Consider the following 13,491-nt stretch of genomic DNA (forward strand, 5'->3'; position numbering starts at 1 on the left):
GGCCGCAAGCCGCGGCCCCGCGATACGAACCTGCCGCGCGTGCAGACGGCGCGGCTAGAAGGCGATGGTGGTGCGCAGGCCCGCGATGAACGCGTGGTTCAGGCCACGGGTCGGATCGTCGGGATTCTGGCCGCCGTTGGGGTGCAGGATGTATTGCACGTCCGGCTGGATCGTCCACCATGGCGTGATATGCGCCGTGTAGTTCAGTTCGAACACAGTTTCGCTGCTGCGCACCGCATAGGGCGGGCCGCTGAGCGCCAGCGCATCGCGGTCGGCGTCGATGGCGTCGCTGCTGATCTTGGCATAAGCCACGCCCAGCGTCAGGGTGTCGTCGGGGCGGCCCTTGATCAGGCCCTTCCAGCCCAGGCCGCCGTCCACATAGTACGAGAGCAGGTTGCGGTTCGCCGGCGAAAACCCGCCGCGCACGAAAGCATTCACGCTGCTGTCGTGTCCGCGCCAGATCATCTGGTCCGCAACGCCGTACAGGCCCCAGTCGCCGTGGTGGTTTTTGGCCCGGTCCAGCGTAGGGTCGGCCAGCGACACGACGCCGCCGGCGGCGTCGAGCCCATAGCGCTGGTCGGCGAATCTATGGTCCGAATACCAGGTGCCGAGCTTGTAGGTGCCGGGCAGGCCCGAGGCGTTCTTGGATTGATTGATGCCGTACTGCAGTTCGCCGATCAACAGCGTGCCGCCATCGAGCGGAAACTTGGTGCCGTGCCGGTTGCAGGTTTGCGGATCGCCGTCGCAGTCATTGCCGGCCGGATCGCCGTTGAAGACGCCGACCAGGGCCGTGAGCTGGTCGCTGGCCTTGAATTTCAGCCGCGCCCCAGGCGTGGCGAGCGGATAGGCCGGGCCGCCGTTGGTCATATTGGCGGCCATCAGGCCCGCCCAGCCGAAGGTGCCGTTGACCAGGCCCGCCGCGGTGTCGCTGGTCAGGAACTCGTCATCGGCGGCGAGCTGCCCCACGCGCAGGGAAAACCGGTCGTTGAACAGGCTTTGTTCCAGCCAGGCCGTGAAGAGCCGCGTGGTGGGGTGGGCGTCGATATTGCTCGGATCGGCAATCGAGCCCACGTTCTGCGCGGTGTCCTTGCCGCCGTTGTGGATGTTGTAGATCGTGAAGTGCGCCTTGCCGCCTTCCCAGTTCATGAGCTTCTGCAGGTCGGCGTCCACCGACAATTCGACGCGGCCTTCGTAGCTTTGCTTGCGGTCGAGCCCGCCGGAGAGCACGCCGAAGGTTTCGCCGATGTAGTTCAAGGACAGGTCCACGCCGTGATCGGACAGATCGCTGCGCACGCCGCCCCAGTCGCCCGTCAAGGTGCTGCGTTCCCAAATGGAGGGCTGGGATGCCGCGGGCTTGGCGGCGTCGCCGGCGTCGGCCGCGCGGGCCGGGGCGCTTGCCCAAGCCATGCCCGAGAGAGCCACCAGAGCGCCGGCCAGCGCCCGATACGACTTGGAGTCATTCATGTGTATACCTATGCTTCTCTGTTTACGTTTATTTCAGGCCTGGCAGGCCTGCGATATCGGGAAATATTTATGGCCGGGCTACGCATCGGCCCCGGCGGGTTCCGGGGTTCATCCGCATTGCCCCGGGTTTGCAGAGAAGGGCGTGGACCACGGCGGCTTGCGGGCCGCATGAGTCCGGGCTTCAAGTGTTCAAGCCTTTCCCCTTGCTTTGCGTATTCTTTTCAAAAGCACAAATAGAAATGATTAGCAGTTCCGGACTCTACTCGCTCGAATAGTAGTCTGTCAAGTTCTACTATTTATAGAGTAAATCCGTATAAGTATTTGATTTATATATATGTAATTCAGATTTTCAATCGAAATCAAGAGGCTGTGAGAAACGGCATTTTCTGAAAAAAACCGCACCAGGCTCCATGCCCATGGCGCGTCGGATTACGCCCGGGCGAACATGGCCGGTGCCGGTTCGGCAGGGCGCCCGAATACGCGAGATGTGGGGGATGGAAAGAGGGAAAACTCGAGCGGGATCAAAGAAAACAGGATGCGATTCCAGTACTATTTCGGCCATGCACATACTTTGCCTCAGGACTTCCTGACATGTTCGATTCCCTCATCGTGCTGGCCCGCGAGACAGCCGAGGCTTTGTTCATCATCAGCACCGTGTGCGTAGAGCTGCATAAAGCGGGGAAGAGCAGGCATTTGCCCATGGTGATCTACGGTGTGGTTACCGGAGGCCTGGCAAGTCTCGCTCTGTCCCTGGCATGGCCCGGCAGGGGTTTGTCGGGCGAGGAAAGTGCGCTGCTGACCATCTTCGCATCGCTGGCCATAGGCTTTGTCATCATGGAATCGGTGGGCTCCGCCGCATCCATCCAGCGGCGTATGTCCCGCGCTCTGGATGCCTGGCTGGACAGCGCGGCGCTGCCGGTCGCCATCTTCGTTTTTTCCGCGCTGGTCGTCTTGCGGGAGTCGCTGGAGGCCGTGTTCTTCCTGCGCCTCATCGCCGGTTGGGACGGCGCCTTCGATGCCTGGGCGGGGGGGATGCTCGGTCTCGCGGTCATCATCGGGCTGTCCCTGCTCTGGATGCTGCGTAAGCGCATGCGCAGAGGCTTGCAGATCGCCTTCCAGCTGTCTTCCTGCCTGCTGGTCGTGATGACGATACAGGCGCTGCTCACAGGCTTCGAACGATTGTTCCGCAGCTACGGAACCGTACACGTCCACGCACAGTGGGCAACGGCGATCGCCGGGCTATTGTCGGACCAGGCCTGGCATATCTGGCTTTTGGCCGCCCTGGCATTCATGCCTCTCTTCCAGTTGATAACGCGTTGGCGCAAGGAAATATCCGTTCCCGGTTGAGACGGACGCGTATCCGGCGCCGACGGTCAAGGGGACTTGTCGACGCGAGGACTGCGCACGCCGCCCAGCTGGCCGCGCACGGCTTTCCAGAAATTCCGGGTTCCTTCCACGAGGCGCCAGGCGTCGGACCGGTGCGCCAGCCTGCCCACTTCCGGCAGGACCTCTTTGAGGGACTTGAGCCCGAGGATCTTCTGGTATTTTCTGACGGTATTCGGGCTGTGCACCAGCAGCAGCACACGCCAGCCGTAATATCGTCCCAGCATCAACATCCCTACGGCGCTTTCGAGTTCGTCCAGATTGCCGTCGTACTGGTCGACGACCCGATCGACGAGCCGAAGCAGTTCTTCATCGCTCATGGGCACATGCAGCTCCCGCTTTTTAGTTTGATTGCGTGCGGCCCCGGCGCAAATCCCCGATGATTGCGCCGGCGGGCCTACGGGCCCGTCGCCGGTGGCCGGACGTGAAACTATACCTCAGCGATTGCTTGCGGTCGTTCAAAAGAGCCAGGCCCGCATAAGAAAGCGGCCGCCTGCGCCTTGCCGCCCAAGAGCCAGACCCTTACCTGCATAGCCTGTGGAGTGCCCCAGACCCGGCCCGAATGGCATGATCCGGATGACAACAAGTAATGTGATGTTATAACATATCATTTTTTTCGGAGACTACTATGAGTCGACTCTGGTTGCGGGCGGCGGCGCTGGTGCTTGCCGGTTTGCCTTTATTGTCGTTCGGCGCGAATCAGCCCATACGGATCGTGGCGGCGGAAAACTTCTACGGCGACATCGCCCAGCAGCTCGGCGGCACGCATGTGCGCGTCACCAGCATACTCAGCAAACCCGACCAGGATCCTCATCTGTTCGAAGCCAGTGTCTCCACCGCCAAGGCCATGAGCGGCGCGCAACTGGTGGTCTACAACGGCATCGATTACGACCCATGGATGGACAAGCTGCTTGCCGCGGCCCGAGCCCCGGGGCGCAAGGCCATCGTGGCTGGCCAGTTGCTCGGCAGGAAGACGGGCGACAACCCGCACTTGTGGTACGACCCCGCCACCATGCCAGCGGTGGCCAGGGCGATCAGCGCACAGCTCGACATCATCGACCCGGCCAACCGGGCGGACTACAGCCGGCGCCTGCGCACGGTCTTGGCTTCATTGAAACCCATGCAGGACAAGATCCGCGAGATCCGGGCCCGATATGCCGGCGCGCCGGTGACGGCCACCGAGCCGGTATTCGGCTATATGGCTGAGGCGCTGGGCTTGTCCATGCGCAATACCGGATTCCAGCTTGCCGTCATGAACGACACCGAACCCAGCGCGGCTCAGATGGCGGCGTTCGAAAACGACCTGGCCAACGCCCGCGTAAAAATCCTCTTCTACAACAGCCAGGTAGTGGACCAGGCAGCCGAACGAGCCAGGCGCCTTGCGCAGCAGCACCATGTGGCGGTGGTCGGTGTGACCGAAACCCAGCCCGCCGGAAAAAACTACCAGGACTGGATGATGGCCGAGCTGGTCGCGACCGAGCACGCCCTGTCGGACAAATAGCCCATGGCTGCGCTTTCGCTGACGCACGTCACCATCTCGTTCGGTTCCAGGCCTGTCTTGTCCGACATCAGCATGCAGATCGAGGCGGGGCAATTCGTGGGCGTGCTGGGGCCCAACGGGGCGGGGAAAAGCACCTTGATGCAGGCCATATTGGGGCTGGTCCGGCCCGAGGCCGGCGCGATCCAGGTGCTGGGACGGGCCGCCACGCGCGGCAATGCCGGCATAGGCTATGTTCCGCAATCGCGCAGCGCGGCGACTCGGCTGCGATTGCGCGGCTGGGATCTGGTGGCCGGCGCCAGCAATGGCCGCCGCTGGGGGCTGCCGATATTGAGCCGGGCAGCAAGGCGCGACGTGGATCGCGTCCTCGATACCGTTGGCGCGACGGATCTGGCGCACCGACCCGTATGCGAGCTTTCCGGCGGGCAGCGCCAGCGCCTGCTGATAGCCCAGGCGCTGCTGGGCCGCCCGCGGCTCCTGCTGCTGGACGAACCGCTGATCAGCCTGGACCCGCAACATCAGCGCAGTGTGGTGGAACTGGCCGCGCGCATACGGCGGGAAGCCGGGATTACCGTCTTGTTCAGCGCGCACGACTTGAACCCGCTGCTGGGCGCGGTGGACCAGGTGCTGTACCTGGGGCGCGGCCATGCCGCGCTGGGCACGGTAGCGGATGTGGTCACGGGGCCGGTGCTTACGCGGCTATATGGGGTTCCGATCGAGGTGCTGAGGATCGAGGATCGTATCTTCGTGCTGTCGGGCCGGATCGAAGTCGAAAGAGGCGCTCATGTCCACGATGCTTGATTATGATTTCATGCGCAACGCCTTTGCGGCCGGCGGCGTAGTGGCGCTGTTGTCGGGCGTGGCAGGGTATTTTCTCGTCATGCGCGGCCAGACATTCGCGGGCCATGCCTTGTCGCATGTCGGCTTTGCCGGGGCGACCGGCGCCGCTCTGCTCGGCCTGGCGCCGCTGGGCGGGATGGTCGGCGCCACCTTGCTCGGCGGTGTCGTCATGGGGCTCATGGGCGATCGCCTGCAGGGCAGCGACGTCGCCATCGGCGCGATCCTCGCGCTGTCGCTGGGCCTGGGCATGCTGTGCCTGCATTTCTACACATCCTATGCCACCCAGGCTACGGCCTTGCTCTTCGGCAATGTGCTGGGGGTCGGAGCCGGGACGCTGCGGGCCCTGTGCGCAATGGGTGCGCTGTGCCTGGTGTTGCTCGCGCTGATCTCCCGCCCGCTGGTGTTCGCCAGCCTGCAGCCGGAACTGGCCGAAGCCAGGGGCGTGTCCTTGCGCGCAGTCTCCGTGCTGTTCATGGCCCTGGTCGCGCTCGCTACCGCGCAGTGCATTCAGATCGTCGGGGTCCTGCTCGTCTTTACGTTAATGGTGGGCCCGGGCGCCACGGCGCAACGCATGACCAGCCGTCTTGGCCGCGGCGTCGCGCTAGCGGCGGTCCTGGCCATCGCCGAGGCCTGGCTGGGCATCACGCTCGCCTATTACACGGACTGGCCGACCAGCTTCTGGATTGCCGCGCTCAGCGTCGGGGGATACCTGATGGCCGTCTTGATGGAAAAGCGCGTTTTTTCCAGGCGTACGAAGATATTTTCGCTGGATTCCCGGTCTCTTCGATGAGGCCTCGGGATACCGGCAAATAGCCCGGGCCTGCTTTTGGCGTCCGGGCCACGATAAGAATGGAATAAGGTGCCCGGCGGCCCAAGCGCCGCCGCGGCGGGCCCGGCGATGCCGGCTCGCTTCGGGCAATGGGGAAAGAAGTCTAAAGAACGGCCGAAGTATATCGGCCTGCACTGGCATTAAATATGCAACGTTATAACGTTTCAATTTTTGAAGCGAGGCACGGCGCCGGCCACGGTCGCCATGCCGTCGCTCGCGGGCCCATGGCGCGCGCGCCTCCCGTTACTCCGGAACCCCTTTTTACGCCTTCCATCGCTGCGCGCTCGACCCGGGCTCGCGGTTTTCCCGGATATATCGACCCATGAAATGTTCTTCTATCGACTCGTCCCGCTCGCGCAGAGCATCTCGCGGCACATCCCGGCGTGCAATCCTTACGCCTCTTGCGCTGGCCTTGACACTGGCGCAACCTGCCTGGGCGCAGGCCGGCGCCGGCGGCGACCGGCAGCCTCCGATGCTTGAGCCCGTCGTCATCACCGGCAACCCGCTGGGCAGCGATACGCTATCCACGCCCTCGACCGTACTGGATGGCAAAGACCTGAGCCTGCGCCGCGGCGCCACTTTGGGCGAGACGCTCTATGGCTTGCCTGGCGTGGCAAGCACCACCTACGGCCCCATGGTCGGCCGGCCCATCATCCGCGGCATGGACGGCGACCGTATCCGGCTGCTGCAGAATGGGGTAGGCACCCTGGACGCATCCTCGCTGTCCTACGATCATGCCGTGCCGCAAGATCCGCTCTCGGCCGACCGGATCGAGATACTGCGCGGGCCCGCGGCATTGATGTATGGCGGCAATGCCATCGGCGGGGTCGTCAATACGATAGACAATCGGATCCCGCGCGAGGCCGTCGAAGGCGTGCAAGGTGAAATCCAGGGCAATTACGGCGGGGCCAACAACGATCGCGACGGCGCCGTGCAAGTCGAAGCCGGCAATGGGAAGTTCGCCTTGCACGCGGACGCCTTCGGGCGCAAGACAGGCGAACTGCGCATACCGGGCTATGCGCGATCGAGCCGGCAGCGTGCGAGCGACGGTCCGGGAGTCGAGCAGCCTCGATACCGCCTGCCCAATAGCGATGGCAGCGACAGCGGCGGGGCGCTGGGCATGTCATGGACGGGCGAACATGGCTACGCGGGCCTGTCCTACAGTGGCTATGACTCCGACTACGGTTCCGTGGCCGAAGACAGCGTGCGCATCAAGATGCATCAGGAACGCCTGGGCCTGGCGGGTGAAATCCGAGATCTGCCCGGGCCCTTCAAAAGCGTCAAAGGCAATTTCTCCTATACCGATTACGAACACAAGGAAGTGGACGACGGAGAGGTCGGCACGGTATTCAAGAACCGCGGCTATGAAGCCCGCATAGAGGCTCGCCATGCCGACATAGGACCCTTGCAAGGCGCCTTGGGCGCGCAATTCGGCAGCACGCAATTTTCAGCGCTGGGCTCGGAGGCCCTGGTGCCCACCACCACCACCGACACGGCCGCCTTGTTCGTGCTGGAAGAGTGGCCGATCGACCAGCGCTTCAAGCTCAGCGCCGGGGCCCGTCTCGAATACACCCGCCTGTCGCCGTCGGCGGGCGGCAACGACCGGTTCATCGGGTCGGACAAGGCCAGCTTCACCGCGCACAGCTTCTCGCTGGGCGGCGTCTATAAATTGAGCGGCATATGGTCCTTGGCTGCCAACGCCTCGTACACCGAGCGCGCGCCGACCTTTTACGAACTGTATGCGAACGGGCCGCACGAGGCCACCGGCCAGTATCTGGTCGGCGCGAGCGATCTGAAAAAGGAACGCGCCTACTCCAGCGATCTGGCTCTGCGCTTTAAGGACGGCCCGCATCGGGGCAGCGTGGGTGTGTTCTACAGCCATTTCACCAACTATCTGGCCGAGTTCAATACCGGGCGCTTTCGCGACGACGACGGCGAAGTGGTGAGCGCCGACACCGATGACGCCTTGCCGGAAGCGCAATACCGGGCGGTGCCGGCGGATTTCTTCGGATTCGAGGCCGAAGGCAGGTTCCGGATCCTGGAGCAGGGCGGCCATGCTGTCGATCTGCATTTATCGGGCGACTATACCAATGCCCGCAACAGCGACACGGGCGAGCCCTTGCCGCGTATTCCGCCGCTGCGTCTTACCGCCGGGCTGGACTATACCCATGGCCCCTGGGGCGCGGGCGCCAGCGCCACGCGCGCATTCGCCCAGCATCGCAAGCCGGATGACGACACGCCGACCAGCGCCTATTACAGCCTGGATGCCTATGCCACGTACCGGTTCAAGACCGATGGCGTGCACTGGCTGGCCTATGTGCGGGGCAACAACCTGACCAATCAGACCATACGCTACGCCAGCTCCGTCCTGAGGGATATCGCGCCCGAAGGAGGGCGCAGCGTCATGGTGGGAGTGCGCGGCCGCTTCTAGGCTTGTCTTCCCTGCGACCGCAACATGCGTCCGCCCGTGGCCATCCGGCCGCGGGCCGGGCATCTTCGCTTCGACGAGCGCACGCGGGCAGGGTTGCGCCGGGTGCGCGCATGGCCATGGCGCGTTGTAAACTGTCGCCGTGGCCAGCATATCCAAACCGACCTCCAAGCCCCCGGGCTCCAAGGTCGCCTCGCAACTGGAGGCGGCGCAGGCGCATTGCCGCGCCCAGGGAAGCCGCCTGACTGCGCAGCGCAAAGAAATCTACGAACTGCTGCTGCGGCGCGGCGGTTCGGCCAAGGCCTACGACCTGCAGGACGATATGCGCGAGCGCCATGGGCGTGTCGCACCCTCGACGGTATACCGCGCCCTGGAATTCCTGATGGCCCAGCACCTGGTCCATCGGGTCGACGCCTTGAATACCTTCGTGGCATGCACGGCCGGGCACTCGGCGCATCACCCGCTGTTGCTGGTCTGCTCGCGCTGCCAGTCCGTCACCGAACTCCAGGACGACGCAGCCTACGAGGCCGTGCGCAGCAAGCTGCGGCAAGCGGGCTCCGGTTTCGTGGAATCGGATATCGAAGTGAAAGGCGTATGCGGCAAATGCCTGGCACTGGAGCGCCCTGCCGGCCGGCACGCGGCAGCCACGGCAAAAGGCTGACGTTCGTCTTCACGCTGCCTATAGCGGGCGGCCCGTAACTGGCGTGATAGAGGCATGCCGGGCCTATTCAAGCCTGGTTCGAAGGATAGCCCGCAGGGGCGATGGCAGGCCCTTCGACCCCGTGGCTTTGCAGCGACTGCGCAATGAAGCCACCGGCCTTGAGTGATTCGATGAACTCATTCAGGGCGGAGCATGCAAGATCTCCGCGGCTTCGCTTCATGGCCAGCGACTGATGGATGGCCATGAAGGGCTGTTCGAGCATGCGCAGGCCGGGCCGGTGGCCGGCCATGTCGCGCTGGATCTGGCGCCGCACGCCCGCCGCGGCCTCGTACCCGTTTAGGACAAAGGTTTCGACCACTTCGGGCGAGGTGGCGACCTCGACGACCTGCGCGTGCCGGAGTGTCCGCGCAAGAAACAAAGCGTAGGCGCTACCCGCCCCGACGGCCACGCGATGGCCTGGACGGTCGATGTCCGCAACTGCCGTGATCGGAGAATCGCCCGGCACCACGTAGACACCCTCCATGCGGATATAGGGCGGCGTGAAGTGGATTTCCTGGCTCCGTGCCGGATCCATGGCGAAAAAACCTATATCCGCCTCTCCGTCCTGCAGCGCTTTTACAGAGAGGCGGGCGGAGTCGAATGCCACCAGCTCGACCTCCGTGCCCAGCCGGTCGCCCAGCGCCAGGGCGATGTCGGCGGCCAGTCCGGCAACGCGCCCCGACGGGGCGCGGCCGGAACACAACACCGGATTGGCCAGGTTGATGGCCGCGCGCAAGCGGCCGGTGGGCGCGATCGAGTGGGCGTGGACATGTCGCGGGCCCATATCATTGCGCCTTGATGCCTGCATTGCGCAGAATCACTGGCCATTGCGCCAGTTCCCGCGTGATGCGTTGCCCCAGAACCGCCGCCGTGCTGCCTATCGGCCGCGTTCCGGTCGCTATGAGTTTTGCCGACACGTCTTTGTCATGGATAGCCTGCATGAATGCTTTTTCCAGCTTGGCGCGTATCGGCGCCGGCGTGGCGGACGGCACGACAATGCCGATCCAGTAGGTCGATTCGAAACCCGGGTAGCCGGATTCTGCGACGGTGGGAACATTGGGAAGCTGCTCCATGCGCTGCGCGCTGGTGACCGCATACAACTTGAGCTTGCCGCTCTGTACGAAGCTGTTCGCGGTGATGTAGGCATCGACCTTCACTTGGTAGACTCCACGCACCAGGTCGGCCAGCGCGGGCGCGGCGCCCTTGTAGGGGACGTGCGTCATTTGCAATCCGGCGCGACTTTTCAGCATCTCCATCGACAAGTGGGGGAAGGTTCCCACTCCGGCGCTGCCATAGTCCAGCTTGTGTGTCTTGGCGTAGCTGATGAACTCCTTGAAATTGTTGGGTGGCAAGGAAGGATGGGCCACGAGCAGCCCTGGCATGTCGCAAAGCAGGGAGATGGGCGCGAAGTCTTTCTGTGTGTCGTAGGGCAGCGATTTGTATAGCGCCGGATTCGCCGTGTGCGAGGTGGTCGCCATCAATAATGTGTAGCCATCGGGCGCGGATCTTGCCACGTAGGCCGAGCCTATGGAGCCACCGGCGCCCGCGCGGTTCTCGACGATGACGGACTGGCCCAGGATCTGCGCCACTTTTGCGCCGACAAGGCGGCCGACGAGATCCGTGCTTCCGCCTGGCGAGAACGGCACGACCAGATGAATGGGGCGATCGGGGAAAGTATCCGCCCGCGCCATGGCGGTCCCGAATAGCGTGCTTGTCAATAAAGCGGTGGCGATGAAAATGCGCTTCATGAAAGTCTCCTTGTATTTATTGTTTCCGATTCCCGCGATGGCGAGTCGTCCCCGGGGATCCCGGGCTTCAGGCGCCGGACCGCGGTGCTGCACCATATAACTGCCCGGGATTCGTCACCAGTATCCTGGCGCGATCATGCTCGTCGGAAGCCCATTCCGAAATCAGGTCGAACAAGTCGCCGTCATTGGGCATTTCCCGGTCGACCATATTGACGTGAGGCCAGTCCGAGCCCCAGACCATGCGATCTGGAGCATGGCGGATCAACGCGCGAGCAAAAGGCGTGACTGCCGCATAGGGCATGTTGCCCGCGGCGCAGCGCATCGGCCCGGAGAGTTTGATCCAGACGCGGCCCGTGTCGAGCATCTTCAGTATGGTCTTCATCGCCGGCTGGTCCAGGCCCTTGGCCGTCGGGACGCTTCCGAAATGGTCCAGGACGATTTTTCTATTGGGCAAGGAAAGCAGGCGATCCGAATATTCGACGATGTCTTCGCCATGTGGGTAAAAATGGATGGGCCAGCCTATGTTTTCCGCCTGGGCCGCCATGTCGGGCAATATCTGCGGCAGATTCGAGGCTCGCCTGGCGCTGACGAAGCGGATGCCGCGCACGCCCAGCGTATCCAGCCGCGCAAGCTCCTCGTCGGGCAGCGTGTCGGGCGGCAGGATCACGCCGACGAAGCGCTGCGGATGGCGCTTCAGCACGTCCAGCAGGTAGCTGTAGTCGCGGCCATATCCCCCGCCGCTTACGACGACGGCGCGCGCCAGCCCAAGCGTGTCGAGCATTCGTATGGCGGTTTCGGGCAAGGCCGGCGCGGAAACATACGGACTATCCGGATCGAAAGGATAATGCTCGGCTGGGCCAAAGAGGTGAATCTGGCAGTCCCAGCCTCCGGGTGGCACTATCGTAGCCGGCTTTTTCGGGGAACTGTCGGGGGGCGGTGTCAAATAAGGCATCGAAATATAAGCTCCATTGGGCATACGACCGGATTCATGAACCTAATCCTCAGTCTCTGCGTGCAGTATGCAGAAGCGCGGGGGAGGGGGCATAATGCATTTTTGCCATGTAGCGATACTTTTTGCTTATTGTGGACGCGGCGACTTATCGTCGCGCGAGCGCCCCTAGGGACAGCAAGCTGGACGTCACAACCATCGAACCCAATCTACGGCGCCTGCGCACATTCATAGGGGTGGCGCGGTGGGGCAGTGTCAGAAAAGCGGCGCAAGAAATGCATCTGACCCAACCGGCAGTGACGCGCGCGGTCCAGAAGCTTGAAAGCGAGCTTGGGGTGTCCTTGTTCCAGCGCACTGCCCGAGGCATGTGCGCGACGTCCTTCGGCACGGTGGCATTGAAACGCGCCACACGCGCACTGGAGCATCTGGAACGGGCGCAAAGCGAGCTCGGCGACCATCTGCGCCGCGAAGAGACCGGGCAGGAAAACTCCTGGCATACGACTCGCCATCTTGTCCACGCCTTGACGCATCGCCATCTCCAGGCGCTCATCGCCACCGCGGAATCGGGTACGCAGGCGGCCGCGGCCGCGTTCCTGGGCATTTCACAGCCGGCGGTGGCGCAAGCCCTGAACGATCTCGAGAAGCAGGCCGGCGCGCCTTTGCTGCTGAGAGCCGGGAGCGGCATGATCGCCACGACCGCCGGGGAAGTCTTGCTCCGCCACGGGAAACTCGCCCTGGCCGAAATTGCCGCGATGCCCAACGATATTGCGGAGAGCACCGGGGTCATCATGGGCCGTGTCAGGATAGGCGTCCTGCCGCTGTCCGGCACGCTGCTCGTGCCGCGCGCGGTAAGCCGGCTGATCGAGGAACACCACAGCCTGCAGATATGCCTGGTGGATGGCTCCTACGATACGCTGCTGCGGCAATTGCGCTATGGCGACATAGACGTCATCGTCGGTCCGCTGCGCGCGCCGTGCCCTGCGGGCGATATCATCCAGGAGCGCCTGTTCGACAGCACTCTGTCGGTGATTGCCCGCAAGGGCCATCCGCTCGAGAAGCGCAAGGCGCTGACCCTGGCGGAACTGGGCCAATGGGGCTGGGTGCTGCCCAGGCGGGGCACCCCGGCATATCTCCTGATCGAGCGTATCCTGAGCAATGCGGGGCTTGCCATGCCATCCAACCCGATCGAGTCGAACGGCCTGGCGGCGATCCGCGCGCTGCTGGTCGAGAGCAACCGCCTGTCCATGATTTCGAGGCACCAAGTCTATTTTGAGGAAAGGGACGGCTTGCTTTGCATCCTGCCCGTCGAGCTGTACGAGACCGGACGGCCGGTCGGCATCGCAAGCAGAGCCGGAGCCGTGCATTCCGCCGGCGTTCTTGCTCTGCTCAAGCACTTGCGCGCCGTGGGCTCGGGGGATGCTCTGGTAGCGGGCAAGAGCCGTCGGGGCGACAATACAGGGCATACGCCCGCGGCCGGCCGTAGTGCGCGGGAACAAGGCACACTGCCGCGCAGCCTTGAAAATCAGTGATAGTCCTAGTGGCGTCGTCCGGATTACGCCCTAATACTTGAGAGCTTCATGGTTTTTGATTCCGTCGGCCTGCTGTCCGTCACCGAAAAACATCGCACACCCCTCGGAACACATGACCTGTAT

At 63.6% G+C, this 13,491-nt stretch carries 11 protein-coding genes and 1 pseudogene; 7 read left to right on the plus strand and 5 right to left on the minus strand.

Going from position 1 to position 13,491, the window contains the following annotated elements:
- Positions 1–54: 54 nt before the first annotated feature.
- Entirely contained in the window at positions 55–1,464 is a 1,410-nt protein-coding gene (locus tag KVP10_RS01395; protein WP_217962673.1) for a carbohydrate porin, read from the minus strand.
- Between the two features lie 591 nt (positions 1,465–2,055).
- On the opposite strand from KVP10_RS01395, the gene KVP10_RS01400 reads away from it, so the two are divergent.
- The gene (locus tag KVP10_RS01400; protein WP_217962674.1) at positions 2,056–2,811 is read left to right on the plus strand and encodes an FTR1 family protein; all 756 of its coding nucleotides are present in this window, start codon (positions 2,056–2,058) and stop codon (positions 2,809–2,811) included.
- Between the two features lie 26 nt (positions 2,812–2,837).
- Here KVP10_RS01400 and KVP10_RS01405 read toward each other — a convergent pair whose 3' ends face one another.
- Positions 2,838–3,167 carry a hypothetical protein gene (locus KVP10_RS01405; RefSeq protein ID WP_217962675.1) on the minus strand — a complete coding sequence of 110 codons (330 nt, stop codon included), beginning with the start codon at positions 3,165–3,167 and terminating at the stop codon, positions 2,838–2,840.
- Positions 3,168–3,475: 308 nt separating this feature from the next.
- Between KVP10_RS01405 and KVP10_RS01410 the strand changes: the two genes are divergently transcribed.
- The 5 genes and pseudogenes from KVP10_RS01410 (at position 3,476) to KVP10_RS01430 (ending at position 9,103) form a co-directional block, all read left to right on the plus strand.
- On the plus strand, positions 3,476–4,348 hold the full coding sequence (locus KVP10_RS01410) for a metal ABC transporter solute-binding protein, Zn/Mn family (protein WP_217962676.1): 873 nt from the start codon (positions 3,476–3,478) through the stop codon (positions 4,346–4,348).
- 3 nt (positions 4,349–4,351) lie between these two features.
- Positions 4,352–5,140: pseudogene (locus KVP10_RS01415) on the plus strand (metal ABC transporter ATP-binding protein); the annotation flags it as partial.
- The gene (locus KVP10_RS01420) at positions 5,139–5,975 is read left to right on the plus strand and encodes a metal ABC transporter permease (RefSeq protein WP_217963057.1); all 837 of its coding nucleotides are present in this window, start codon (positions 5,139–5,141) and stop codon (positions 5,973–5,975) included. The pseudogene KVP10_RS01415 and the gene KVP10_RS01420, both read left to right, overlap by 2 nt.
- Positions 5,976–6,336: 361 nt before the next feature.
- Positions 6,337–8,445 (plus strand): TonB-dependent receptor, encoded by a 2,109-nt coding sequence (locus KVP10_RS01425; protein WP_217962678.1) that lies wholly within the window; start codon positions 6,337–6,339, stop codon positions 8,443–8,445.
- Positions 8,446–8,584: 139 nt separating this feature from the next.
- Positions 8,585–9,103, plus strand: a complete 519-nt coding sequence (locus tag KVP10_RS01430; RefSeq protein ID WP_217962679.1) for a Fur family transcriptional regulator — start codon at positions 8,585–8,587, stop codon at positions 9,101–9,103.
- A 67-nt stretch (positions 9,104–9,170) separates the two neighbouring features.
- On the opposite strand, the gene KVP10_RS01435 is transcribed toward KVP10_RS01430, so the two are convergent.
- From KVP10_RS01435 to KVP10_RS01445, 3 genes are all read right to left on the minus strand, one after another.
- Positions 9,171–9,926 (minus strand): transporter substrate-binding domain-containing protein, encoded by a 756-nt coding sequence (locus KVP10_RS01435; RefSeq protein ID WP_217962680.1) that lies wholly within the window; start codon positions 9,924–9,926, stop codon positions 9,171–9,173.
- A gap of 1 nt (position 9,927) precedes the next feature.
- Positions 9,928–10,890 (minus strand): Bug family tripartite tricarboxylate transporter substrate binding protein, encoded by a 963-nt coding sequence (locus tag KVP10_RS01440; protein WP_217962681.1) that lies wholly within the window; start codon positions 10,888–10,890, stop codon positions 9,928–9,930.
- Positions 10,891–10,957: 67 nt separating this feature from the next.
- Positions 10,958–11,866 (minus strand): amidohydrolase family protein, encoded by a 909-nt coding sequence (locus tag KVP10_RS01445; RefSeq protein WP_343218671.1) that lies wholly within the window; start codon positions 11,864–11,866, stop codon positions 10,958–10,960.
- A 107-nt stretch (positions 11,867–11,973) separates the two neighbouring features.
- Here KVP10_RS01445 and KVP10_RS01450 point away from each other — a divergent pair, with 107 nt between their 5' ends.
- Positions 11,974–13,368, plus strand: a complete 1,395-nt coding sequence (locus tag KVP10_RS01450; protein WP_343218682.1) for a LysR family transcriptional regulator — start codon at positions 11,974–11,976, stop codon at positions 13,366–13,368.
- Positions 13,369–13,491: the final 123 nt, after the last annotated feature.

The sequence above is a fragment of the Candidimonas humi genome, from assembly GCF_019166065.1.
Lineage (GTDB): Bacteria > Pseudomonadota > Gammaproteobacteria > Burkholderiales > Burkholderiaceae_B > Candidimonas > Candidimonas humi.